Raw genomic sequence first — 22,764 nt, forward strand, 5'->3', positions numbered from 1 at the left:
GGCACAGGAGACCGCCATGCCCGCATCGCCGCTCGTCGTCCCCGCTCCGCTGCCCGCCCCGGCACCGATGCCCGCCACCGTACCGGCCCAGGGCGACGAACCCCGCTACGTCGTCTCCCTCGCCCGCGACCAGGAAGAGGTCCGCGCCGCGCAGCGGCTGCGCCACCAGGTGTTCGCCGGCGAGATGGGCGCCAGGCTCGACGGCCCGGAACCGGGCCTGGACACCGACGCCTTCGACGCGTACTGCGACCACCTGCTCGTACGCGAGGCGGACACCGGGGAGGTGGTCGGCACCTACCGGCTGCTCCCGCCCGACCGTGCCCGGATCGCGGGCCGCCTCTACTCGGAGAGCGAGTTCGACCTCACCCGTCTCGACCCGATCCGCCACGACCTCGTCGAGGTCGGCCGCTCCTGCGTCCACCCGCTGCACCGCAACGGCGCCGTGATCGCCCTCATCTGGGCCGGCCTCGCCCGCTACATGACCCGTACCGGACACAACTGGCTGGCAGGCTGCTGCTCCATCCCGCTCACCGACGGCGGCACCCTCGCGGCGGCCACCTGGGACACCGTGCGGGCCAAGAACCTCGCACCCGAGGACCACTGGGTCACCCCGCACAAACTGTGGAGCCCGGCACCCGCCGCCGCGTCCCGCCCCGCCGGCCGCACCGAACTGCCGCCGCTGCTGCGCGGCTACCTCAGGCTCGGCGCCTGGGTGTGCGGCGCGCCCGCCCACGACCCCGACTTCAACGTCGCCGACCTCTACGTCCTCCTGTCACTGCGCCGCACCAACCCCCGCTACCTGCGCCACTTCCTCTCCCTCGCCCCCGTACGATGAGCGTCTGGCTGCCCAGCGCGCCCTGCACACCCCAGGGCTGCGCCACCCACGTCGGACACGCCGCCCGCCCCGTGCGGGCGGTCGCCCGGCTGCTGGCCGGTCTGGCGGCCGTCGCCTGCGGCGTACTGCTCGCCCCTCTCGTGGCGCTGCTCGGCCTGCTGCTGGGCGCCGCCTTCCGCCACCTGCTGACCCGCTGCTGGGCGCGGGCCGTGCTGCGTGCCTTCGGCGTACGCGTACGGGTCGTCGGCCTGCCGCACGACCTGCGTGCCTCGCTGGTGGTCGCCAACCACATCTCCTGGCTGGACATCCCGCTGGTCGCCGCCGTCCTGCCGGGACGGATGCTGGCCAAGAGCGAGGTGCGCTCGTGGCCGGTCCTCGGACCGCTCGCCGCCCGCGGCGGCACCCTCTTCGTGGAACGGGACCGGCTGCGCACGCTGCCCGCCACCGTCGTGTCGATGACGGACGCCCTGCGCGGCGGGGCACGGGTGGTCGTCTTCCCCGAAGGATCGACCTGGTGCGGCCGGGGCCAGGGCCGGTTCCGGCCGGCCGCGTTCCAGGCCGCGCTCGACGCGGGCGCCGCCGTCCAGCCCGTACGCATCAGCTATCTGCCGACCGGAGCGGCGGCCTTCGTCGGCGACGACCCGCTGTTCGCGTCCCTGTGGCGGGTCGCGGCGGCCGGGACGCTCACCGCGGAGATCCGGCTGCTGCCGCCGATCCTCCCCGGGAGCCTGCCCGACCGCCGCTCACTGGCCCGGGCCGCTCAGCTCGCCGTCGCGAGGGACAGCGCGAACCGGCCCTCCTCGTCCGTCCACCAGTGCGTCAGGTCCATCCCGGCCGCGCCGAGTTCGGTCCGTACGCCGTCCTGACGGAACTTCGCGGACACCTCCGTACGCATCTCCTCGCCCGCCTCGAACGGCACCACCAGATCCAGCTCAGGAATCTTGACGGTGAGGGCCGACCGTGCCCGCAGCCGCATCTCGATCCACTCGTTGTCGGGGTCCCACCGCGCCACATGGTCGAAGTCGCCCGGGTCCACGTCCGCGCCGAGCTCACGGGCGACGACGGCGAGGACGTTCCTGTTGAACTCGGCGGTCACCCCGGCCGCGTCGTCGTACGCGCGGACCAGCACCCCCTCGTCCTTCACCAGGTCCGTCCCCAGCAGCAGGAAGTCGCCCGGCTGCAGCAGGCCGCGCACCGACCGCAGGAACACCTCCCGCTCGCCGGGCAGCAGATTGCCGATCGTGCCGCCCAGGAACGCGACCAGCCGCGGCCCCGGCGTACCCGGCAGCGCGAGGCCCCGGGTGAAATCGGCGATCAGAGCGTGCACGTTGAGCGACGGACGCTCGGCGAGCAGGGCCTCGGCCGCACCCGTCAGGGCGCTCTCGCTCACATCCACCGGAACGTAGCTGTGCAGACCGGGCAGCGCGTCGAGCAGGAAACGGGTCTTCTCGGAGGAGCCGGATCCCAGCTCCACGAGCGTCAGCGCCCCGGTCGCCTCGGCGATCTCCGCCGCCCGGCCGGCCAGGATCTCCCGTTCTGCACGCGTCGGGTAGTACTCGGGGAGCCGGGTGATCTCCTCGAAGAGTTCGCTGCCGCGCGCGTCGTAGAACCACTTCGGCGGCAGGGACTTGGGCGTACGGGTGAGGCCGTGCAGCACGTCGGCGCGCAGCGCGGCGCCGGTGGCGTCCTCGGGCAGGGTGCGGGTCAGAAGGAACGGGCTCACTTAGGTCGGCTCCTTGAGCTCGGTCAGCAGGACTTCGGTGCGGGTCGCGGTCAAGGCCGTGCGATCGGGCACCTCCCGCCAGAGCGGATCGTCGTCGTACGGTTCCGAGGCCACGACCGTGCGGCCGGGCCCGTCGAGGTACCAGAGGGTGTCGCCCCACGTCGTCGCGGCGATCGCCGTGCCGTCCGTGAGGAGGAGATTCAGCCGGGAACCCGGGGAGGCCGCGGCCGCGTCACTGACCGTGTCGGCGAGCGCCTGGCCGAGGCCGTCGCCCGCGCGCAGCCGGTGCAGCACCAGCGCCCACAGCAGCGCCGAGTCGTTGCGCGCCTCCATCGACAGCAGTTCGTCGGCGGGGAGCGAGGCGGCGAGCGCGCCCATCGAGGCGGGCCACCCGCGCACGGCCCCGTTGTGGCTGAACAGCCACGGACCGGACCCGAACGGCGCCGCCGCCGCCTCACCGTCCGCACCGGGCGCCGTGGCGTCCCGTACGGCGGCGAGTACCGCGGAACTGCGCACCACCCGAGCCAGATCGGTGAACGACAGATCCGCCCAGATGGGTCCGGCGCGCCGGTACCTGGCGGGCACGGGATCGCCTTCCGCGTACCAGCCGACGCCGAAGCCGTCGGCGTTGACGGTGCCGTGGCGCTGCCGGCGCGGCGCCCACGACTGGTGCAGCAGACCGCTCGCGGGCTCGGTGAGGAACGTGCCGAGCGGCTCCGGCGGCCCCAGCACGGCGATATGACGGCACATCAGGCAAGTCCTCCGTCCGGGCCGGCCGCTTCCTCCGCGTCCCGCGCGGTACGGAAGCCGGAGAAGATCTGGCGGCGCACCGGCAGGTCCCAGTTGCGGAACGTGCCGCGGCAGGCGACCGGGTCGACCGCGAAGGAGCCGCCGCGCAGCACCTTGTGCTCGCTGCCGAAGAACACTTCCGAGTACTCGCGGTACGGGAAAGCCGCGAAGCCGGGGTACGGCAGGAAGTCGCTCGCTGTCCACTCCCACACGTCGCCGATCAGCTGCCGCACGCCCAGTGGCGAGGCTCCTTCCGGGTAGCTGCCCGCAGGGGCGGGCCGCAGATGGCGCTGGCCGAGGTTGGCGTGCGACGCCGTCGGATCCGCGTCGCCCCACGGGTAGCGACGGACCCGGCCGGTGTGCGGATCGTGCCGAGCGGCCTTCTCCCACTCGGCCTCCGTGGGCAGCCGGCGCCCCGCCCAGCGGGCGTAGGCGTCCGCCTCGTACCAGCTGACGTGCAGCACGGGCTCGTCCGGCGGCGGTTCCTCCGTCACACCGAAGCGGCGGCGCAGCCACACGCCGCCCTCCCGCCGCCAGAACAGCGGCGCGCCGATGTCGTGCCGCCGGATCTGGTCCCAGCCCTCGTCGGCCCACCAGCGCCGGTCGCGGTAGCCGCCGTCCTCGATGAACGCCTGGTACCGGCCGCAGGTCACCGGGACGGTGTCGATGTGGAAGGCCGGCACGATGCGCCGGTGGGCCGGCCGCTCGTTGTCCAGCGCCCACGGCTCGGTGGACGTGCCCATCGTGAACGCCCCGCCGGGCACCAGGACTTCCGTGGGCAGCGGACCGGTGTCACGGGCCGGCGGTTCGGGCGCGGAGAGTGCGGCCGGCCCCTTCCGCAGCTGATGGGTGATCAGCATCGTCTCGTCGTGCTGCTGTTCGTGCTGGGCGATCATTCCGAACGCGAAGCCCGCGTCGACCAGCGGCCCGCCCTCGAACGGGGTCCGCTCCAGGATGTCCAGCACCCGGCCGCGTACGTCGGAGGCGTAGACCCGTGCCTCCGCGGGCGCCAGCAGCGGCAGCGAGGGACGCGTCGCGCGGGGATGCTCGAAGGCGTCGTAGAGGGAGTCGATCTCGGGTCGCAGCGCCTCGCCCCTGCCCACGGTGCGCAGCAGCCACTGCTCCTCCTGGTTGCCGATGTGGGCCAGGTCCCAGACCAGCGGAGACATCAACGGGGAGTGCTGGGCGGTCAGATCACGGTCGTCGACGCAGGAGGTGAGTGCGGCGGTGCGCGCACGGGCGCGCGTCAGCGCGTCGAGGGCCCTGCTCCGCAGATCGTCGGTCATGTGCCGGACTCCTTCGCCACGGAGGGGATGCTCAGCTCGTCCGCGGGGGACCGGCCCCGCAGTACATGACGGTCGTTGAAGCGGGCGACCGCGTCGCGCACAGGGGCCGACGCGCCGCGACGGTCCAGGGCCTCCAGCGCGGCGGCGAAGCACGCCACCGCGGCGGCGTGCAACTCCTGGTCGGCCAGCCCGTGACGCGCCGCCGCCACCCACAGGGGGTTGCGCGGTGCGGGGTCGGCACCCATGCCCTCGGCCAGGGGCTTGAGCGTCCGGTAGACGGTCTCCGCCGCCTCCGGGTCGTCGAACACCGCGGTGGTGACCGCGAGCGGCACCATCCAGCCGTCCTCACCGGACTGCGCGTCGATCATGCGCAACTCGAGGTGCCCACGGGGCCGTACGGGAGGGAACAGCGTGGTGAGGTGGTACTGGAGATCCTCCGCGGTCACCGGCCGCGGCGCGCCCTTACGGAGCCACTCGCGGAACGTGAGCCCCTCGGGCAGGGGCCAGGGCCCTACCGGCATGCGCACACACATCACGGGCGCGTCCAGGGCGTGCGCGATCCACGCCGAACGCGGCTCGACCTCGAGCGGGGGCGCCATCGGACGCACCGGGTCGAGAGCGTTCCACACCGCCTGGCGCGTGGAACGCCAGCCGGTGCGACGACCGGCCAGAACAGGGGAGTTGGCGAAGGCCGCCAGCAGTACCGCGCCGAACAGATGGGCGAGCCGCCAGCGGCGTCCGTGTCCCAGCGGACCGGGCTCCTCCTCGCCGGCGTCCAGACAGACCTGGATCGAGGCGGAGCTGCACATCATGCTCCGGCCGAAGGGGCCGGAGCGGTCGAGGTAGGTCTCCATCGCGTCGTAGCGCGGTTCACGGAGAATACGGCGGGGGGAGTGCCAGGGATCGAGACCCAGACCGTTCAGAGCGAGGCCCGCCGGGCGGAGGGCCGCCCGCACGGCCGCCAGGTCGGCCGCGGTGGAATCGACGCACTCCATCAGCGAGGAGGCGGGGCGCGAGCTGAGTTCCAGCTGGCCGCCGGGCTCGAAGGTGAGAGCGGAATCCAGGGTCAGTGCACGTACATCGTCGAAGGCCGCCTCCAGGCGGTCCGGCTCGACGGGTTTCTCCGGCTGCTCCAGATCGTGGACCAGCCACTCCAGCTCCACACCGAGGGTGCGGGGCGGGCCGGTCTTGAAGCATATGCACCGGAGGAGGTCCTCGGCCTCGTCCTCGGAGATCGGACGGCCCGAGTCGCCCGGTCCGGGTGGATGCATGATCGGCTCCTCCTGTCGAAGGGACCCTGTCGAAGGGCTTCTGCCAACCTAAGGCCACGTCCGCGGGTTCGCACAAGAGTGCCCCTGAGGAGCGGAAATCCGATTGCCGTGGCCACCTGCCGTTCCCGATGATGTCCGTCATGAGCGCACGACTGCGGGGGATCGCGAAACAGACCGAGGAGATCGTGCGGGCCGGCGCGTACCGCCTGCCCGACGGACGCGAGGTGCGCATCGGGCAGGAAATCGCCGCCGCGCTGGAGGGGACCCGGATGTACGGGCCCGCACCCGTCGCGGTGACACCCGACACCGACCGCGCCACCGCCTTCGAGGTCACGGGCGAGAGCAGCACGGAAGCGGCCCGACGGCTCACCGGCACGGGAACAGGAGCGGTGGCCGTCCTGAACTTCGCCTCCGCCCGCAATCCCGGCGGCGGCTATCTCAACGGGGCACAGGCGCAGGAAGAGGCGCTGTGCCGCTCCTCCGCGCTGCACGCCACGCTGCTGCGCGTGCCGGAGTTCTACGACCACCACCGCGGCGAACGCAGCGTCTTCTACACCGACCGGGTGATCTACTCCCCGGGCGTGCCCGTTTTCCGCGACGACCGGGGCGGACTGCTCGAGCAGCCGTACACGGTCGGCTTCCTCACCTCGCCCGCGCCGAACGCCGGGGTCATCACCCGCCGCACCCCCGACGAGGCGCACCTCGTCCCCGCCGCTCTCGCGTCGCGCGCCGAACGGGTCCTCGAGACGGCCGCGGCCTGCGGCTACCGCCGTCTCGTCCTGGGGGCCTGGGGCTGCGGGGTCTTCCGCAACGACCCCGGCACGGTGGCGGCGGCCTTCCACGCGCTCCTGACCGGCGAGGGGCGTTTCGCCGGGCACTTCGACGAGGTCGTCTTCGCCGTCCTCGACCGGTCCGGCACGTCCTCGACCCTGGCCGCGTTCCGCCATGCCTTCGCCGACCGGACGGGCGTCGGCGCGGAAGCTCAGCTCCAGCCGTAGCGTTCGCGCAGCCGCCCCACGACCCGGTCGAAGCGGCCCCGGTCCAGCGCGCACGCCTCACGGCGCATCCCGGTCTCGTGCACCCGCAGCACCCGGTCCAGGTCCACCCACGACTCCCGGCCGGCGCCGTCCCACGGCCCGGAACCGATCGGCACCCACTCGCGGTCGCGGTCGTGCCGCTTGCTGGACAGCTGTACGGCGAGCAGCGTGCCGGCCGCCTCCCTCGCCACCACCAGGACCGGCCGGTCCTTGCCACGGCCGTCGTTCTCCTCGAACGGCACCCAGGTCCACACGATCTCGCCGGGGTCGGGATCGCCGTCGCGGTCCGGGGCGTACGAGGTGCGCACCGGCCCGACGTGCGCCGGATCGGCCTCGGTGGTGGCGGAGGGCCCTGTGCTGCCCGGAACGTGCGGAGAGTGCGGGCCGGGGGAGGGAACGGTGGAATGCGTCATGCCGTCACCGTAGTGCGCGGCACGCGCCGGGTGTCTAGCGTCGCCTGCATGAACACTCAACCGCAGCGCTTCGGGATCCTCGTGGTCCCCGAGACCGTCGAAGGAAACGACCCCGCCACCCTCGCCCGGCACGCCATCCGCTCCGCCGTCGTCGACGCGACCGGTGAGCAGGGCACGTCGGGCTATCCGCGCTACGTCGGCGACGGCGTGGAGGCCGACATCGATCCGCAGACCCGCGCGGTGGAGGCGCTGCTGGTCGACGGTGCGGAGCTCTCGCTCGGGCTGTCCGCGCTGGTGGTCGACGCGGGCGAGGTGTGACGAGGGAGGGACCGGGGCTCGCCCTGGTGCCGGAACGCCGACGCGGCAGGTGGAACGCGGCGGACGCGGCGCGGCGGGCAGGACGCGACGCCGCAGTGACGCGACGCCTCAGGTGTGACGCGGCGGACGCCGGTGCGCACCGAAACCGGCGGAATCGCTGCCGCGTCACGGAGCACACGGACGTGAGCGCGGGGCGTGACCGGATCCTTGTCCGCTCACGCCCCGCACGTCCGACTCGAGGTCGGACCCGGGTCAGGCCCCCGCCTGGCCGCCCTCGGGAGCGGCGGCCCCCTGCTGGGCGTCGGCGATCGACTTGCGGACCTCGTCCATGTCCAGCGCGCGGGCCTGTCCGATGACGTCCTCCAGGGACGACTCGGGCAGCGCGCCGGGCTGGGCGAAGACCGCGACGTTGTCGCGGACGATCATCAGCGTGGGGATCGAACGGATCTCGAAGGCCGCGGCGAGCTCCTGCTGCGCCTCGGTGTCGACCTTCGCGAACACCAGATCGGGGTGACGCTCGGACGCGCCCTCGAAGACCGGCGCGAACTGGCGGCAGGGACCGCACCAGGAAGCCCAGAAATCGATAAGGACAAACTCGTTGTCGGTCACGACCTGATCGAAGTTGTCCTTGGTGAGCTCAACGGTGCTCATGGCGTGCTACCTCTTCCTGATGTCCGGCGGACTCGCCCCGCACAACGGTGCCCGGGGCCGTACTATTCCTGCCCCTGCCCATGTGGCCAGGACGCACACCCCGGATCAGACTGACCGTATGACCCAAGCTGTGGAGTACGACGTCGTAGTGCTGGGCGCGGGCCCCGTCGGGGAGAACGTGGCCGATCGGGCCAGAGCGGCGGGACTGAGCACCGCCGTGGTGGAGAACGAGCTCATCGGCGGCGAATGCTCGTACTGGGCCTGCATGCCGAGCAAGGCGCTGCTGCGCCCCGTGATCGCGCGAGCGGACGCCCGCAGACTGCCCGGCCTGAGCGGCGCGGCGCAGGGACCGCTCGACACGAAGGCGGTACTCGCCCGCCGCGACAAGCAGGCGTCCCACTGGAAGGACGACGGCCAATTGGCCTGGCTGGAATCCGTGGGCGCACGCGTCTACCGGGGCGAAGGCGCTCTCCGCGGCCCCAGAGAGGTCGTGGTGACCGGGCCGGAGGGCGAGCGGCACACCCTGACCGCGCGGCACGCCGTCGTCGTCAGCACCGGCAGCCGCGCCGTCCTGCCCGACATCCCGGGCCTCGCCGGCGCCCGGGCGTGGACGAGCCGCGAGGCCACCAGCGCCAAGGAGGCTCCGGCCCGGCTCGCGGTCGTCGGCGGGGGAGTGGTCGGTGTCGAGATGGCCACCGCCTGGCAGGCGCTGGGCTCGCAGGTGACCATGCTCGTGCGCGGTGGCGGACTGCTGCCCCGCATGGAGCCGTTCGTGGGCGAGCACGTGGCCGAGGGGCTCGCGGAAGCCGGTGTGACGGTCCGCACGGACACCGACGTCACCGCGGTCGAACGCCCCGGTGGCACCGGCCCGGTGACGCTGGTCCTCGCCGGCGGCGACCGCGTCGAGGCCGACGAGGTGCTCTTCGCGACGGGCCGGGCACCGCGAACCGACACCATCGGACTGGAGACCGTGGGCCTGGAACCGGGCTCGTGGCTGACCGTCGACGACACCTGCCGCGTCGAGGGAACGGACTGGCTGTACGCCGTCGGGGACGTCAACCACCGGGCGCTGCTGACGCATCAGGGCAAGTACCAGGCACGTGTCGCGGGTGCCGCCATCGCCGCCAGGGCCCAGCATGTCCCGCTCCTCGAGACCGACCGCTGGGGCGCGCACTCCGCGACGGCCGACCACGCCGCCGTGCCGCAGGTGGTGTTCACCGACCCCGAGGCCGCTGCCGTGGGACTGTCGCTCGCCGAGGCCGAACGGGCCGGACACCGAGTACGCGCCGTCGACTACGACCTGTCGTCGGTCGCGGGGGCCGGGCTCTACGCGGAGGGCTACCGAGGCCACGCCCGGATGGTGGTCGACCTGGACCGCGAGATCCTCCTGGGTGTCACCTTCGTCGGCGCCGGCGTCGGCGAGCTGCTGCACTCGGCCACGATCGCGGTGGCGGGAGAGGTTCCGATCGACCGGCTGTGGCACGCCGTGCCGTCCTTCCCGACGATCAGCGAGGTCTGGCTGAGGCTGCTGGAGACGTACCGGGCCGGCTGACGAACGCCGCCGGCCGCCGCCGACCGCCGCCGGCCGCCGCCGACCGCCGCCGACCGCCGCCGGCCGCCGCCGACCGCCGTCGGCTGTCCCGGTGCGCACGGGGGCGGTCGGCCCGGCTTGATCACCGTCCGGCATGCTGACCCGGTGACCGTGCTCTACGGCTTTCTGCCCATCTGGGCCATCACCGCGGTCGGCTGGGCGGCCGGCCGCTTCGACGTACTCGGAAAGCAGGCCCAGTCCGTGCTGGGCGGGTTCGCCTTCGCGTTCGCCATGCCGGCGCTGCTGTTCGTGACACTGTCACGCGCCCGTATATCCGATCTGGCGAGGCCGGGAGTGGCCGTCTTCGCCGCCAGCGTCCTCATCATGCTCGGACTCGGACTGCTGATCGGACGGTGGCTGTTCCACCGCGGGCCGGCCGAAGGCGCGGTCGGCGCCATGGCGGGCGCGTACGTGAACTCCGCGAACCTGGGCATCCCGGTGGCCGTACACGTCCTGGGCGACGCCTCGTTCATGGTCGCGGCGGCCCTGTTCCAGACGCTGTTCGTCACTCCCGTGATACTCACCCTGATGGACCTCGACGCCGGGCGTGGCGAGGGAATCCGCCGCCGTGTCCTGCGGTTGCCGCTGCGCAACCCGATCATCGCCGCGTCGGCGGCCGGTCTGGCGGTGGCCGCTTGCGGCCTGCGTCTGCCCGAGGCGTTGAGCGCGCCGGCGCAGATGCTCGGCGGTGCGGCGGTCCCCGCTGCGCTGTTCGCGCTGGGCATGTCGCTGAACACCCCGCGGGCGGACACCGGCGGGGCGGGCATCGGCGGGGCGAACACCCACGGACCGAAGCCCCGTCGGGCCGGCAGCGGCGGAGCGGGGCCAGTGGACGCGCCACCCGAGAAGACCGCACCGGCCGAACGCGCCGAGCGGTACGTCTTCGTCACCCTCAAAACGGTTGTCCAACCACTGCTCGCCTATGCGCTCGCCCGCTGGCTGTTCGGGCTCGAGGGCCCCGACCTCCTCGCGGTCGTACTCTGCGCGGGACTTCCGACGGCCCAGAACGCCTTCATCTTCGCCTCGCAGTACCGCCTCGACACGCGGCTGGCCTCCGACACCGTCGTGCTGTCCACCCTGTTCTCCATGGGGTCGCTGTCCCTGATCGCCTGGTTGCTCGCATGAGCGTCCACCCGCCCGGCACCCGCTCGTGGTGCCCTGCGGGAAACTCGGACGCGGAGGCTGGACTCCCGGCGTCCGTACGGGAATAGGTTGTGCCCCATGAGCAATCTCGATCGTCAGGCCACCCCCTCCGTATGCGGCGGTCGTGGGTTCGTCGTCGCCGAGCCCGTCCGTGAACTCCTCAGCCCCCGCCGGGTCCGGCTCGGTGAATCGACAGAGGTCCGCCGGCTGCTGCCCAATCTGGGCCGCCGCATGGTGGGCGCCTGGGCCTTCGTCGACCACTACGGCCCCGACGACATCGCCGACGAGCCCGGCATGCAGGTGCCACCGCACCCGCACATGGGCCTGCAGACGGTCAGCTGGCTGCACGAAGGCGAAGTCCTGCACCGCGACAGCACCGGGGCACTGGCCACCATCCGGCCCCGGGAGCTGGGCCTGATGACTTCCGGCCGGGCGATCAGCCACTCGGAGGAGAGCCCCCGCCCGCACGCCCGCTTCCTGCACGGCGCGCAGCTGTGGGTGGCACTCCCCGGCGAGCACCGCGACGTCGAACCGCACTTCCAGCACCACGCGGACCTGCCCACCGTCACCGCGCCCGGCCTGACCGCCACGGTCGTACTCGGCACCCTCGACGGCGCGACCTCACCCGGTACGACGTACACGCCCCTCGTGGGCGCGGATCTCGCCCTCGCCCACGGCACGGAGGTGAACCTGCCGCTGGATCCGGACTTCGAGTACGCGGTCCTCTCCATGTCCGGCGAGGCCCACGTCGACGGCGTACCGGTGCTCCCCGGCTCGATGCTCTACCTCGGCTGCGGCCGCACCGAACTCCCGCTGCGCGCCGAGTCCGACGCCGGACTGATGCTGCTGGGCGGCGAGCCGTTCGAGGAGGAGATCGTCATGTTCTGGAACTGGATCGGACGGTCCCAGGAGGACATCGCACAGGCCCGCGACGATTGGATGAACGGCACCCGCTTCGGCGAGGTCAAGGGCTACGACGGCCCTCCGCTGCCGGCCCCGGAGCTGCCCGCGACGCCGCTGAAGGCGCGGGGAAGGGTGCGTTGAACTGGAGCGTTTTCCCGTCTCGGCGCCAGGTGGGCCGGCTTCCTGGCTCCTCCGCTTCTGGTCGGGTCATAGCCGCTGCATCGCCACTGGAGGTGGGCTCCGCGTCTCGGGCGCGATTCTCATGTGGCGCAGGGTGTAGTGACCTTTGGTGGGACGAATGCTGACTCAATGCTGACTTTGCTGACGGGTAGTCAGTTGACCTGATGGTGGTTCACGCGTTGTCGTCGCGCCAAGGGTGAGCCGGCCGACGCTGCGTCGGCACCGCGGTCTGGTAGTCGGTGCAGGTCATGGTGTGTGTTCGTCGCGAGAGATGGGTGAGGGCCGGCTCCGCGTATATGTTGATGCGGCGGATTGTGAGTAGTCCACAAAAGTCTGCCCTCTCACCTGCCTCTCAGCTCGAGACGAAACCACGTCTGTGTGTGGGGCGATGCCGCGAGTCGCCGAGTTCGCGAGGACGTCACCGGAGAAGCTGTATAGGTCTTCCCTCGGACTTGGCCGGCCCGGACGGTTGATGCCGGGGCATCGGCTGAGCTGGTTGTGGGACGGATTGCTGGCGTAGCAGCTGCTCGGAGGACCTACAGCCTCTCCGGGACAGATGGCAGCCGGGCTTTCGCCCAGGGGTAAGACGCCCATCCCTGGTCGAGGACCGGGTTGCGGTCAACGTCGTGTCCGTTGAGGCATTCGTTGAGCGCCCAGGTGGAGCGTTGGGGGTCTGCTGCCCGTTCCAGGAGCAGGGAGCTGGGCGCGATGTCGGTCAGGGTCACCAGGTTTTCGATCTCCTGGGCGTCGACGACCGTGGTCGGAATATCGGGGCGGGCAGGGCCATGCGGGGCAGGTTGGCATTGACGATGGGGAACGGCTCAAGGGTGTTGCCCGCCTTTGCGGTGCCATGCCTTCTGCCCGCTGCGTGAGCTGTCACGCCCGCAGCAGGGTCATTAATGTGTTTTCTGCTGCGTGGACGGGGGAGAATCGCCACTGCCGCGGCGAGCTGAGGTGACTGCCGTGGCCCCGAGGCGACAGGCTGGCTGTGTGGGTGAGGTGCCGATCGTTGTACACCAGCCTCCGCGTCGGCCGGCCGGTGAGTGACGGTGAACTCCCACGGCCGGACGAGAATTCTGGGTAACCGGCTACTCATGGCCGCTGTCCTCGAAGCTGCCGGGATCGACGACCCTGACACGGTGATCCAATAATCCGCCCTTGGTGGAGTGGCCCGGCGGCCGCGCCCACCAGGGGTCCGCCCCCAGTCCTGCTGATGAGGCGGGGCCCTGATCGGCCGTGATCAGAACCAGAACCCCGCCGGCGTGCATTCCGCGGGGGCGCATGCGTGCACTCGAAGCAGCCGAAGGTCGTCCACGTGTAAGGCGGATACCAGTCCGAGTGATCAAGTACGAGGACTCGTTCGGGCTCCGATGTTAAAGATCAAGCTAGTCCCAGCTCCATCGAATGCCGTAGATGCCTGGGAGGGGGTCGATTGCCACGTGCTGCGCGAGGTGCGAGGAACCGAGCTGTAGCTCGCGCTCATCGGTGAGGGGGGCAGTCGGCTGTGGCCGGTAAGAGTGGACGCAGCTGATCGGCAGCGCTTCGGCAGAGAAGATGATTTCGTGGGTGAGCTGCCGTCTGGGGTTCCTCACGAACAGGCGAGACAACGTACTGGCGTTTCCTGGCGGGTAGACGATTTCGAACTGGATCGTCGCGTGTTCGCCGAGGCCCAGTTCATGTTCGAGGAGCAACTCGATGGCCTGGAATCCGCTATTGATGTCACAGCGTGCGCGGCCCAGCCGGCAGTAGACGGTGCTCGTGACCTCGGGGGCTCGGAGGAGGTCGCGCTGTCGGGAGATGAGCACGATCCGCCGCAAGCCGTCCCGTTCGGCACGCACGGTCACGTTCCTTCTTGTGCTCGCCGTGTGTCGGTTGGCGTCGACAACGGTGCGCTTGTGGGTGGCGACCGAGGTAAAGGTGCTGAAGTCCTGAGGTGAGGCTCCGATGCCGGAGAGGGTGTCGATCAGCTCCGTCCAGGCGTCCCAGAGTTGGTGGGTAGCGAGCATACCGGGGGTGTTCTGGAGCCACCTCCCTCGAGGGCGAGGAGGGCCGATCAGAGCTCTCAGAGACCCCCCGGGCAGACCGAGGACGTCCTCCAGTTCCGCCACCGCTCGCAGTGACTCGGGCCTCTCGGGCTGGTTGTGCCCGCGCTGCCAGTAACTGAGGGTCGTTGTGCTGATGATCAGACCTCGCTGCCGCAGGCGGTGCTGAATGCGGTCAAGGGTGAGACCGCGGCAGCGGATGGCCAGCCGCAATGCCTCGCTGAAAGGGCCGTTGCGCAGAGCTTCAGCCAACTTCGGGTCAGCCAACGTACGTGCTTTGGTGTTCTCGACTGCGGGAATCATGAGGTTCTCCCGGACTGCCGTGATTTCGTTCCGCATGTCCGCGGACGGGGCGGTGAACAGCGCGGGCCGATCCATGTTCCGGACCAAGAGCTGGCGCCGTCGCGAGGTGTCGAGGCGTCGGTGGAGTGGATGATGCTCCGACGCCCGGCCTGCAGTCAACCGCCGGGCAGCAGGCATATGCGGAGGTGACGGGTATATCGGTCGCGCGTTGCCGCCACTGTCACAGCCTGGCCGCACTCTCGGATCGCCGCAGCGGATCTCCCAACTCACTGGATATTCCAGCCGCGTGCACCCCTTGTGGCCTGGGATGGCTCACAGCGAGGCTGTGCGCCACGTTCCGCATCGCTGCACGAACACCCATCCTTCGGAGGCTCCTCATGGCCCGTGGACATCGCAGGTGGAGAACCGGGCTGGGCGCGGCGCCGCCCGCAGTTCTCGCCGCCCTGGCCCTGCTCCTGGCCGGTACGACGCCGGTCCACGCCAGGCCCGTGAACACACCGGAGCCTCCCGCCTCCGCTGTCGCGTCTGCGGCGGACGACGCAGCAGCAGAGGAGGTGGACGGCGCCGCCCGGTACTCCGCCGGCCTGTACCTGGTGCGGCTTGCTGAGGCGCCACTGGCTTCCTACGAGGGAGGGACCGCGGGGCTCGATCCCACCGCGCCGTCCAAAGGCGCGAAGCTGGACACCCGCTCCGCTGCCTCCCGGGCCTATCGGGCGCATCTGTCGAAGCAGCGAGCCGCCGTCCTGGCGAACGTTCCGGACATCAAGCCACTGCATGTATACGACACGGCCTTCAACGGTTTCGCGGCGAAGCTGACGGCTCGGCAGGCCACCGAACTCGCGGCGGCCAGGGGCGTGGCCTCCTTGGAGCCGAACACCCTGCTCGAGGCGGACACGGCGACCACTCCCGACTTCCTCGGGCTGAGCGGGAGGCACGGTGTCTGGAAGAAGGAGTTCAAGGGGGAGGAGCACGCGGGCGAGGGCGTGATCGTCGGTGTGATTGACTCAGGATTCGTTCCGGAGCACAGGCTCTTCGCCCCGCTGCCCGAACCGCGTCCCGACGCGGCACTGGTCGCGAAGAAGTGGAACGGCACCTGTGACCGGGGCATCGAGGCGCAGGTCGCCTGCAACAACAAGGTGATAGGTGCCCGTTACTTCCACGCGGGGGTCAACCCGGTCGACGCCGAGTATCTCTCGCCCCGGGACTTCGATGGTCATGGCACCCATACCGCTTCCACCGCCGTCGGAGACCATGGGGTGACCGCGACCGTGGACGACAGACCGATGGGGACGGTGTCGGGAATGGCCCCGGCAGCCCGTCTCGCGGTCTACAAGACATGCTGGGTGGTCCGGGCGGGCGGTGGCTGCGCCAGCGTCGACGCGGTGGCGGCCGTCAACCAGGCTGTCGCGGATGGTGTGGACGTCATCAACTACTCCATATCCGGTTCCACGACCTCAGTGACGAACTCCGTGGAGACCGCCTTCTTCAACGCTGCCAAGGCCGGCGTCGTCGTGGTCACCTCGGCGGGCAACAACGGTGGCTCCGCGAACCCCTCCGTCGCCCACAACGCGCCTTGGACCATGACCGTCGCAGCCTCTACGCACCCCCGTGCCTGGCGGGCTACGCTCACTCTTGGCGACGGCGGAACCTACACCGGAGCAGGCAGCGGCGAAGCCGTGCCCTCCGCGCCGCTTGTCGACTCCAATGACGCGGGACGTGCCGGTGCCGACCCGGCCGAGCTCGACCTGTGCTTCCCCGGCACACTCGATCCGGTGAAGGTCAAGGGCAGGATCGTGCTCTGCAAGCGGCTCACCGGATCCCGGGTGGAGAAGTCCCGTGCGGTCAAGGAAGCCGGGGGCATCGGCATGGTGCTCCGCAACGCCGAAACCGGCAGCCTCAACGCCGACAACCACCTCGTGCCGACGATCCACATCTCCGACACCGATGGCGCCGCGGTCAGGGCGTATGCGTCCGGGGCGGCGCCGACCGCGCGTATGGGGGCGGGCCAGCAGTACACCCAGACCGCGCCGGTCATGGGCGCGTTCTCCTCCTACGGCCCCGCGCCGGCCGGCGACGGCGACCTCCTGAAGCCGGACATCACCGGTCCCGGTGTCGACGTGCTGGCCGGAGTGTCCCGTGACAGTTACTACGGCCGCGACTTCGACCTGCTGTCCGGCACGTCCATGTCGGCCCCGCACCTGGCGGGGGTCGTCGCGCTCCTGCGGGCCAAGCACCCGCGGTGGTCTCCGGCAGCAGTGAAGTCCGCGCTCATGACCACGGCCGCGCAGACGGACAGCTCGGGAGCTCCGATCCAGCGCAACGGCAGGGATGCCACACCGTTCGACTACGGCTCGGGGCACGTCGTCCCGGCGTCGGCGTTCGACCCGGGACTGGTGTACGACACCGGTGCCGACCAGTGGGTGCGGTACGTGTGCGCCATCGGCCAGCAGCCGCCCACCACCGACGGCTCCGACGGCTGCGCCGGAATCGATGAGGCCGATCCCAGCGATCTGAACTATCCGTCCATCGCGGTCGGTGACCTGCCCGGCAGTCAGACCGTCACGCGAACCGTCACCAATGTGGGCAAGAGGGCGGTCTACCGTGCATCGGTTCAGGCCCCCCAGGGCTTCACCGCCACCGTCAGCCCCGGAACCCTGGACCTGCGCAGCGGCGAGTCGGCCACCTACCGAGTGACCCTCACCCGTACCGACGCCCCTCTGGATACCTACGCCTTCGGCTCCCTCGTCTGGTCCAGCGTCCACCACAGCGTGCGCAGTCCCATCGCGGTCAAGGCCGTCGCGGCGAAGGTCCCCGCCACCGCGGCCGGCACCGGAACGCAGGGCCGCACCGACGTGCCGGTGCAGGTCGGCTACAACGGGACACTGAACTCCGTGGTGAACGGGCTCGCCGCCTCCGCCCCGCAGACCTTTGAATTGAACGCCGCCGGTAGCCAGCCGTTCGACCGTGACAGGCCGACGGCAAGCGACCACACCGCCGCGTACTCCTTCACGGTTCCGGCCGGCACGGAGCGATTCCGCTTCGCCACGTTCGCCGCGGACTACGCCGACTCCACAGACGTGAACCTCTACCTCTATCGCAAGGGTTCGGACGGGACGCTCACACTCTCCGCGAGCAGCAGCGGCAGCAGCTCGGAGGGGTGGGTCCAGATCCGCTCACCCAAGGCGGGCTCGGCGTACGTTCTGTACGTAGACCTGGCCTCCGCACCGGGCAGTTCGGCAGCGGTCCGCGTCGAGAAGTTCGTCCTCGACGGCTCGGCCACGGGCAACGCCACCGCGACCCCGGCCTCAGCCGCCGTGAAAACCGGTGACACAGTCCGGGTCTCCCTCGGCTGGCAGGGGCTGGCCCCGGGCACCCGCTACCTCGGCACCGTGTCCTGCGACGACGGCACGAATGCGCTGGGCACCATCACGGCTGTGGTGAGCACCAGGTAGCACCCACCCTGGCGTACGCCGCCACTCATCGGACCCTTGCCAACCGAGTGGACGGCCATGCAGGCGAGCGCCAACCAACCGCGCAGCATGACGTTTCCGGGGTCAAGGAATGTCAAGGCCCCACTCACCGGAGAATCCACGATGAACGCCCCCGACCCGATTCACAGGAACAGACAGCAAACTTCTGCAGGCCGCGCACCGGCGCACTTGGAAGTCATCGGCACGGGCCGCGCCGATGAGGCATCGGGCAGAACCGCGTTCGCTGCGGAGCTGCGCTCGGCGCTGATCCGGCGTGGCCTCCCCCTCGAACGGGTACGCCATCATCTGGCGCAGCGCGGGATCAGCGTCAGCACCGCGACCCTGAGCCACTGGCAGCGTGGCAGCAGACGGCCCGAGCACCCCCAGTCGCTGCTCGCGGTCGAAGCGCTGGAATCCCTGCTCGCCCTGCCGGCGGACAGCCTGATGTCCCGCCTGCCACCCAGACGCCTGCGCGGGAGGTCGGCCTCCCGCCTCCAGGACCTGGCCGCTTCCCAGCGCGTGTACGGGATCGGCTCCGTTCAAGAGAAGGCCCTGGGGGCCGCGTTCGAGCACTTCAACGAGGACCTCGTCGTGCTGACCAGCAGAGAGGTCGTGCGCCTGGACGCCCGCGGCTGCGTCCGGCAGATCCGCGGAACCCAGGTGCTGCGAGCGGTGCGCGACGGTGCGGACCACTACACCTTCCTGCATCGCGTCGACACCGGCGCCGCATCCGTCGAGGTGCGCGTCCGGTGCGGGACGCTCGTCGCCATGCGGTTCGACCGGAACCTCAACTACGTAGTAGCGGACGTCATGTTCGGCCGCACTCTGCGGTCGAACGAGACCGTGATCGTCGACTACGAGGTCGAGATCGGTGACTGCGGCCGTCCGTCCACGTTCCACGAGCGGTTCACCAGGACCCGCCTGCGGGAGTATCTCCTGCACGTCTACTTCCATCCCGAAGCCGTCCCCGAGAGCTGCCAGACGTACTACCGGCCCGGAAGAGCCATGGAACTGCAGCAGCGCAGCACCATCGTTCCGGACACCTCACACAGCGTGTTCCTGCTGCCCGCGCGCTGCCTGCCCGGCATCCATGGAATCGGCTGGAAATGGCGGGGCTCAAGCGCCGGCCGAGCGGTGCGCTCTTTGCGTTGCTGAATCCCCGGCCCGGAGCCGGATTCACAGCCAGCCGTTGCGTGTGGCGGACAGTGCCAGCTGGAATCGGGTGGCCGCGCCGGCGCGGTGGCTGAGCCGCTCCATGTGCCGGGAGAAGGTGCGGCGGCTGATGCCGAGCCGCTCCGCGACGAGCTGGTCGGACAGCCCGCAGCTCAGCAGTTCCAGGACCTGTCGTTCCACGGGACGCAGCTGCGGCGGGTTCGCCTCGCTGACGTGCATCGGGTACGCGGCCCGCCACGCATGGTCGAACAGCCCGGCGAGCGCGCACAGCAGTCCTGAGCTGTGGACCACCAGGACGGCCGCGTCACCCGGCCCGCCGTCCGCGCAGAGCGAGACGAACGCGGTGAGCCCGTCGAAGACGGTCAGCTGCGTGGGCAGGTCGGGAAGCACCCGGGCCTCCTCGCCTTCGGCGATCCTCGGCCGGATGACACGCTGATAGTGATCCTCGTCCTCGACGGCGCGCTTCGCGTACACGACGCGGTAGGCGACACCCCTGCGCAGGTTGCCGAGCTCCACAGGCCCGGGCCGATGATCGCCCGGACCGGGCGCGGGCTCGAAGCGACAGACTTCGCTGCGCACCATCCGCTCCGCGTGGGCCAGACGCGCCAGTGCCTCTTCACCGGTCGCGTACTCCAGCAGGTCTTCGCCGACCTCCGGATGCGCGGTCCAACGCGACGCCAGATAGGAGTTCGCCACTGCGGCCTGCGAGCATCGAATGGCTGCCACTCTTTCGTGGACCAGCCGGTGCAGCGCCGTGTCAGGCCTGACGAGCCTGACCTCCCTCTCGGCCGCATCACGTGCGATGACCAGGCCCTTGTCGATCAGAGCCTGGACAGCGGCCCTCACCTCGCGTCCTTCACGGCCGAGGGCGGTGGCGATGTCGGCGGTTCGCTGGGCCCCGTGCTCCAGCAGATGGCGATACACACGGGCCTCTGGGGCAGCCAGGCCAAGAAGCATCAGATGCTCGGCGGAAAGATGATCAGACACAGTGATCCATGACAGGTCGAGAAAGCGATCGTGAGCGTGGTGGGTGCGGTCCGGGATGGTTCATGACTGCCAGAGACTGGTCACGGCCGAGGTGGGATCCAGCCTGGCGCCGCGGCGGTGCGCCACGGCTGCCGCCGTCCCGGCCAGCGCGACGGCGGCGTGGTAGGCGTCGTGCGCGGTCGTAGCCCGAACGACGAAAGCGTGGAGGCCCGGCCGGCCGTCACAGCTGCAGGTGGCCATGGTCACGATCCAGCGGCGTTCCTGAGTGGGCCCTCCAGTCAGCTTGGACACGAGGCCTCGGCCATGCGGAGAGAGCAGGTTCGCGCCGTCCGTGGCACTTGCGTCGGCCGCGCCCGGCTGGAACACGGACGACAGCCCGTGAGCGCCCTCGTCCTGCGGGCCGTCTTGGGCGTAGTCGGGGTGGGGAAGCATGTGGTTCAGGCTCCTGATGGGTTTCGGCGAGGCCGCCCTGATCACCGGTTTCCGACCGGCAGGCGTTCACCTGTACTCACCTTCGTCCGCCCGGCCGTACCCCCGCGTCCGGCGTGGGAAGACACCTGGATCCCTCTCCAGAGGGTCGTCCATTGCGCTGTACTCCTGGGGATGTACATCCCCAGGCCCCGTGTCGGCTCGGGGGCGCGGAGCACCTCGGCCGGACGGCCCCGGCCTGCCCGCGGGCGCCGCCCCGCAGTCGTAAGGTTGCACTGTGTACACGCGTCTACGGCAGTGGCTTGGCGCCGCGGTGGTGTTCGTGATCTCGATCGGCCTGCCGGTGATCGTCGAGACCCACTTGATGACCTGGGAACTGGCTGCCGTCGCCGTCATCGGGTGCGCTGCACTGACCCAACGCGCCCGCAGGCCGCTGCCGGTCCTGCTGGTGGCCCTGACCTGCTCCCTGGTCTCGATGGCTCTGACAGGCTTCGCCTTCCCGATCGCTCTGATGACCTTGGTCGCCCTCTACCAGGTCGGGATGTCCTGCCCCCTGCGGCTGGTCGTCGTGTCCACCGGCATCAGCACCGTCGCCGTGTTTTTCACAGTGCAGCTCGTGCGGAACATCGAGTCGTTCGACCTGGCCAGCGTCAATGAGCTGGGCTGGTTCATCACCGCGGCAGCCGCCGGATTCGCCGAAGGGAACCACCGCCGGTTGAGGGCCGCTTCCCACGAGCGTGCCTTGCGCGCAGAAGAGTCCCGCGAAGCAGAGGCGCGGCGCCGGGTCAGCGAGGAGCGGCTGCGGATCGCCCAGGAACTGCACGACGCGGTCGGGCACAGTATCGCCGTCATCAACATCCAGTCCGGGGTTGCGGCACATGTGATCGGCACGCAGCCCGTGAAGGCACAACAGGCACTGGAGCTGATCCGCGGTGCGAGCAGCGAAGCCATGGAGGAGATCCGCACCACTCTCGGGCTGCTGCGTACCGCCGATCAGGCCGGTACGCCGGTAGGACCGGCGCCACAGCTCGATGACGTGCCAACCTTGGTGGATCGCGCTCGTGCCAGTGGCCTGGCTGCGGAGTACACGCTGCACGGCCAGGTCAGAGAGGTGCCCGTGGTGATCGGTACCACTGTCTTCCGACTGGTGCAGGAGGCGTTGACCAACACGGTCAAGCACGCGGGCCCTGGGACCCGGGTCCAGGTCGAGGTCGCGTTCCTGCCGGGATCGGTGCGGGTGAGGGTTGAGGACGACGGAGCCGGCATCGGCACACGGCAGGGAGGGTCCGGCTTCGGCCTGCGGGGCATGCGCGAACGGGTGGAGGCCATCGCCGGCACCCTGGAAATCTCTCACCTCCAGCCCCGTGGGTTCCGCCTCGTGGCACACATTCCGACGGAGGCACCATGACCGTGACCGTGCTGCTGGCCGATGACCAGGCTCTGATCCGGGGCGGCCTCAGAGTGCTGATCGACTCCGAGCCGGACCTCGAGGTCGTGGCCGAGGCATGCAACGGAGCCGAGGCCGTGGCCCTTGTCCAGGCCGAGCGCCCGCACGTTGTCCTCATGGACATCGAGATGCCCGTGCTGGACGGCATCGCTGCCACCGAGACGATCTGCGCAGACGAGGAACTGGCCCAGGTGAAAGTGGTGATTCTGACGACCTTCGGCCAAGATGCGCATGTCTTCTCCGCCCTGCGGGCGGGCGCAAGCGGCTTCCTGATGAAAGACACTGCGCCTTCCGAGTTGCTCGCGGCGATCAGGACGGCGGCCGTCGGGGACAGCCTGCTGCTGCCACGGCGCACCCGGCACCTGATCGAGGATTTCACCCAGCACGGCCGGACCGGTTCGAAGCCGGACGCCCCGAAGCTCGATGCCCTGACCGATCGCGAACAGGAGGTGCTGGGTCTAGTGGGGAGCGGCCTGTCGAACGACGAAGTCGCCGCCTCGCTGTTCCTTTCGCCACTGACCGTCAAGACGCACGTGAGCCGGATCCTCACCAAGCTCGCCGCCCGTGACCGTGCCCAGCTGGTCGTGATCGCGTATGAAAGCGGGCTCCTCGTCCCCGGCCGTCGGCCCGGCGGTGAGTCGAACGACGGGGGGTGACTTCGCTGAGATGTCCCAGCCCTCCGAAGCTGCGGCGGCGCCACGCCCCCGGGAAGCCGCGGGGCGCAATGGCACTTCGACACCAGAGCCGGCTCCCGGCTACGCCGAGGGGCTTCG

Annotated in this window: 20 protein-coding genes; 11 read left to right on the top strand and 9 right to left on the bottom strand. The window is 70.5% G+C overall.

Translation table 11 applies throughout. From position 1 onward, the window contains the following. Nucleotides 1–16 precede the first annotated feature (16 nt). The gene (locus tag ACFYV1_RS07055; protein WP_389394323.1) at nucleotides 17–835 is read left to right on the top strand and encodes a GNAT family N-acetyltransferase; all 819 of its coding nucleotides are present in this window, start codon (nucleotides 17–19) and stop codon (nucleotides 833–835) included. After that, entirely contained in the window at nucleotides 832–1,701 is an 870-nt protein-coding gene (locus ACFYV1_RS07060; protein ID WP_389394324.1) for a lysophospholipid acyltransferase family protein, read from the top strand. The genes ACFYV1_RS07055 and ACFYV1_RS07060 overlap by 4 nt, the downstream gene beginning before the upstream one ends. Here the strand turns inward: ACFYV1_RS07060 and egtD are convergent. The 4 genes from egtD to egtA are packed head-to-tail and all read right to left on the bottom strand — an operon-like array spanning nucleotide 1,596 to nucleotide 5,904. Then, the gene (gene egtD / locus ACFYV1_RS07065) at nucleotides 1,596–2,558 is read right to left on the bottom strand and encodes an L-histidine N(alpha)-methyltransferase (protein WP_389394325.1); all 963 of its coding nucleotides are present in this window, start codon (nucleotides 2,556–2,558) and stop codon (nucleotides 1,596–1,598) included. The two genes, ACFYV1_RS07060 and egtD, sit on opposite strands and share 106 nt — an antisense overlap. Then, on the bottom strand, nucleotides 2,559–3,308 hold the full coding sequence (egtC, locus tag ACFYV1_RS07070; protein ID WP_389394326.1) for an ergothioneine biosynthesis protein EgtC: 750 nt from the start codon (nucleotides 3,306–3,308) through the stop codon (nucleotides 2,559–2,561). Then, the gene (gene egtB, locus ACFYV1_RS07075; protein ID WP_389394327.1) at nucleotides 3,308–4,633 is read right to left on the bottom strand and encodes an ergothioneine biosynthesis protein EgtB; all 1,326 of its coding nucleotides are present in this window, start codon (nucleotides 4,631–4,633) and stop codon (nucleotides 3,308–3,310) included. Before egtB ends, egtC begins: the two co-directional genes overlap by 1 nt. After that, nucleotides 4,630–5,904, bottom strand: coding sequence for an ergothioneine biosynthesis glutamate--cysteine ligase EgtA (gene egtA, locus ACFYV1_RS07080; protein ID WP_389394328.1), 1,275 nt, complete (start codon nucleotides 5,902–5,904; stop codon nucleotides 4,630–4,632). Before egtA ends, egtB begins: the two co-directional genes overlap by 4 nt. Before the next feature lie 140 nt (nucleotides 5,905–6,044). On the opposite strand from egtA, the gene ACFYV1_RS07085 reads away from it, so the two are divergent. Then, nucleotides 6,045–6,902: a TIGR02452 family protein gene (locus ACFYV1_RS07085; protein WP_389394329.1), complete on the top strand. Its 858-nt coding sequence runs from the start codon at nucleotides 6,045–6,047 to the stop codon at nucleotides 6,900–6,902. Here the strand turns inward: ACFYV1_RS07085 and ACFYV1_RS07090 are convergent. Continuing rightward, nucleotides 6,887–7,354, bottom strand: coding sequence for a type II toxin-antitoxin system PemK/MazF family toxin (locus tag ACFYV1_RS07090; RefSeq protein ID WP_389394330.1), 468 nt, complete (start codon nucleotides 7,352–7,354; stop codon nucleotides 6,887–6,889). The two genes, ACFYV1_RS07085 and ACFYV1_RS07090, sit on opposite strands and share 16 nt — an antisense overlap. A 48-nt stretch (nucleotides 7,355–7,402) precedes the next feature. Between ACFYV1_RS07090 and ACFYV1_RS07095 the strand changes: the two genes are divergently transcribed. After that, nucleotides 7,403–7,672 carry a hypothetical protein gene (locus ACFYV1_RS07095; protein ID WP_389394331.1) on the top strand — a complete coding sequence of 90 codons (270 nt, stop codon included), beginning with the start codon at nucleotides 7,403–7,405 and terminating at the stop codon, nucleotides 7,670–7,672. 252 nt (nucleotides 7,673–7,924) lie between these two features. Here the strand turns inward: ACFYV1_RS07095 and trxA are convergent, their stop codons facing one another. Then, a complete protein-coding gene (trxA, locus tag ACFYV1_RS07100) occupies nucleotides 7,925–8,323 on the bottom strand; it encodes a thioredoxin (protein WP_389394332.1) in 399 nt (132 codons plus the stop codon). 118 nt (nucleotides 8,324–8,441) lie between these two features. Between trxA and ACFYV1_RS07105 the strand changes: the two genes are divergently transcribed. The 3 genes from ACFYV1_RS07105 to ACFYV1_RS07115 all read left to right on the top strand — a co-directional run bounded on the left by ACFYV1_RS07105 (nucleotide 8,442) and on the right by ACFYV1_RS07115 (nucleotide 12,101). Continuing rightward, on the top strand, nucleotides 8,442–9,875 hold the full coding sequence (locus tag ACFYV1_RS07105) for a dihydrolipoyl dehydrogenase family protein (RefSeq protein WP_389394333.1): 1,434 nt from the start codon (nucleotides 8,442–8,444) through the stop codon (nucleotides 9,873–9,875). Nucleotides 9,876–10,019: 144 nt separating this feature from the next. Then, complete coding sequence (locus tag ACFYV1_RS07110) at nucleotides 10,020–11,039, top strand: AEC family transporter (protein ID WP_389394334.1); 1,020 nt, start codon at nucleotides 10,020–10,022, stop codon at nucleotides 11,037–11,039. A gap of 96 nt (nucleotides 11,040–11,135) precedes the next feature. Further along, complete coding sequence (locus ACFYV1_RS07115) at nucleotides 11,136–12,101, top strand: pirin family protein (protein WP_389394335.1); 966 nt, start codon at nucleotides 11,136–11,138, stop codon at nucleotides 12,099–12,101. Nucleotides 12,102–13,525: 1,424 nt separating this feature from the next. Here ACFYV1_RS07115 and ACFYV1_RS07120 read toward each other — a convergent pair. After that, nucleotides 13,526–14,485, bottom strand: coding sequence for a hypothetical protein (locus ACFYV1_RS07120; protein WP_389394336.1), 960 nt, complete (start codon nucleotides 14,483–14,485; stop codon nucleotides 13,526–13,528). A 377-nt stretch (nucleotides 14,486–14,862) separates the two neighbouring features. On the opposite strand from ACFYV1_RS07120, the gene ACFYV1_RS07125 reads away from it, so the two are divergent. Next, nucleotides 14,863–17,937, top strand: coding sequence for a S8 family serine peptidase (locus ACFYV1_RS07125; protein WP_389394337.1), 3,075 nt, complete (start codon nucleotides 14,863–14,865; stop codon nucleotides 17,935–17,937). 141 nt (nucleotides 17,938–18,078) lie between these two features. Further along, nucleotides 18,079–19,110 carry a hypothetical protein gene (locus ACFYV1_RS07130; protein WP_389394338.1) on the top strand — a complete coding sequence of 344 codons (1,032 nt, stop codon included), beginning with the start codon at nucleotides 18,079–18,081 and terminating at the stop codon, nucleotides 19,108–19,110. A 21-nt stretch (nucleotides 19,111–19,131) separates the two neighbouring features. On the opposite strand, the gene ACFYV1_RS07135 is transcribed toward ACFYV1_RS07130, so the two are convergent. Continuing rightward, nucleotides 19,132–20,115, bottom strand: a complete 984-nt coding sequence (locus tag ACFYV1_RS07135; RefSeq protein ID WP_389394339.1) for a helix-turn-helix domain-containing protein — start codon at nucleotides 20,113–20,115, stop codon at nucleotides 19,132–19,134. A gap of 60 nt (nucleotides 20,116–20,175) precedes the next feature. Further along, complete coding sequence (locus ACFYV1_RS07140; protein ID WP_389394340.1) at nucleotides 20,176–20,547, bottom strand: hypothetical protein; 372 nt, start codon at nucleotides 20,545–20,547, stop codon at nucleotides 20,176–20,178. Nucleotides 20,548–20,821: 274 nt separating this feature from the next. Here ACFYV1_RS07140 and ACFYV1_RS07145 point away from each other — a divergent pair, with 274 nt between their 5' ends. After that, a complete protein-coding gene (locus ACFYV1_RS07145; protein WP_389394341.1) occupies nucleotides 20,822–21,952 on the top strand; it encodes a sensor histidine kinase in 1,131 nt (376 codons plus the stop codon). Then, nucleotides 21,949–22,647 (top strand): response regulator, encoded by a 699-nt coding sequence (locus tag ACFYV1_RS07150; RefSeq protein ID WP_389394342.1) that lies wholly within the window; start codon nucleotides 21,949–21,951, stop codon nucleotides 22,645–22,647. The genes ACFYV1_RS07145 and ACFYV1_RS07150 overlap by 4 nt, the downstream gene beginning before the upstream one ends. Nucleotides 22,648–22,764: the final 117 nt, after the last annotated feature.

It is taken from the genome of Streptomyces sp. NPDC003023 (assembly GCF_042888225.1).
Lineage (GTDB): Bacteria > Actinomycetota > Actinomycetes > Streptomycetales > Streptomycetaceae > Streptomyces.

Bases quoted from the DNA above. Each gene is read 5' to 3' on its own strand.
- ACFYV1_RS07055 (WP_389394323.1), top strand. From the start codon at position 17: ATGCCCGCATCGCCGCTCGTCGTCCCCGCTCCGCTGCCCGCCCCGGCA.
- ACFYV1_RS07060 (WP_389394324.1), top strand. From the start codon at position 832: ATGAGCGTCTGGCTGCCCAGCGCGCCCTGCACACCCCAGGGCTGCGCC.
- egtC (WP_389394326.1), bottom strand. From the start codon at position 3,308: ATGTGCCGTCATATCGCCGTGCTGGGGCCGCCGGAGCCGCTCGGCACG.
- egtB (WP_389394327.1), bottom strand. From the start codon at position 4,633: ATGACCGACGATCTGCGGAGCAGGGCCCTCGACGCGCTGACGCGCGCC.
- egtA (WP_389394328.1), bottom strand. From the start codon at position 5,904: ATGCATCCACCCGGACCGGGCGACTCGGGCCGTCCGATCTCCGAGGAC.
- ACFYV1_RS07085 (WP_389394329.1), top strand. From the start codon at position 6,045: ATGAGCGCACGACTGCGGGGGATCGCGAAACAGACCGAGGAGATCGTG.
- ACFYV1_RS07090 (WP_389394330.1), bottom strand. From the start codon at position 7,354: ATGACGCATTCCACCGTTCCCTCCCCCGGCCCGCACTCTCCGCACGTT.
- ACFYV1_RS07095 (WP_389394331.1), top strand. From the start codon at position 7,403: ATGAACACTCAACCGCAGCGCTTCGGGATCCTCGTGGTCCCCGAGACC.
- trxA (WP_389394332.1), bottom strand. From the start codon at position 8,323: ATGAGCACCGTTGAGCTCACCAAGGACAACTTCGATCAGGTCGTGACC.
- ACFYV1_RS07105 (WP_389394333.1), top strand. From the start codon at position 8,442: ATGACCCAAGCTGTGGAGTACGACGTCGTAGTGCTGGGCGCGGGCCCC.
- ACFYV1_RS07115 (WP_389394335.1), top strand. From the start codon at position 11,136: ATGAGCAATCTCGATCGTCAGGCCACCCCCTCCGTATGCGGCGGTCGT.
- ACFYV1_RS07120 (WP_389394336.1), bottom strand. From the start codon at position 14,485: ATGATTCCCGCAGTCGAGAACACCAAAGCACGTACGTTGGCTGACCCG.
- ACFYV1_RS07125 (WP_389394337.1), top strand. From the start codon at position 14,863: ATGGCCCGTGGACATCGCAGGTGGAGAACCGGGCTGGGCGCGGCGCCG.
- ACFYV1_RS07130 (WP_389394338.1), top strand. From the start codon at position 18,079: ATGAACGCCCCCGACCCGATTCACAGGAACAGACAGCAAACTTCTGCA.
- ACFYV1_RS07140 (WP_389394340.1), bottom strand. From the start codon at position 20,547: ATGCTTCCCCACCCCGACTACGCCCAAGACGGCCCGCAGGACGAGGGC.
- ACFYV1_RS07150 (WP_389394342.1), top strand. From the start codon at position 21,949: ATGACCGTGACCGTGCTGCTGGCCGATGACCAGGCTCTGATCCGGGGC.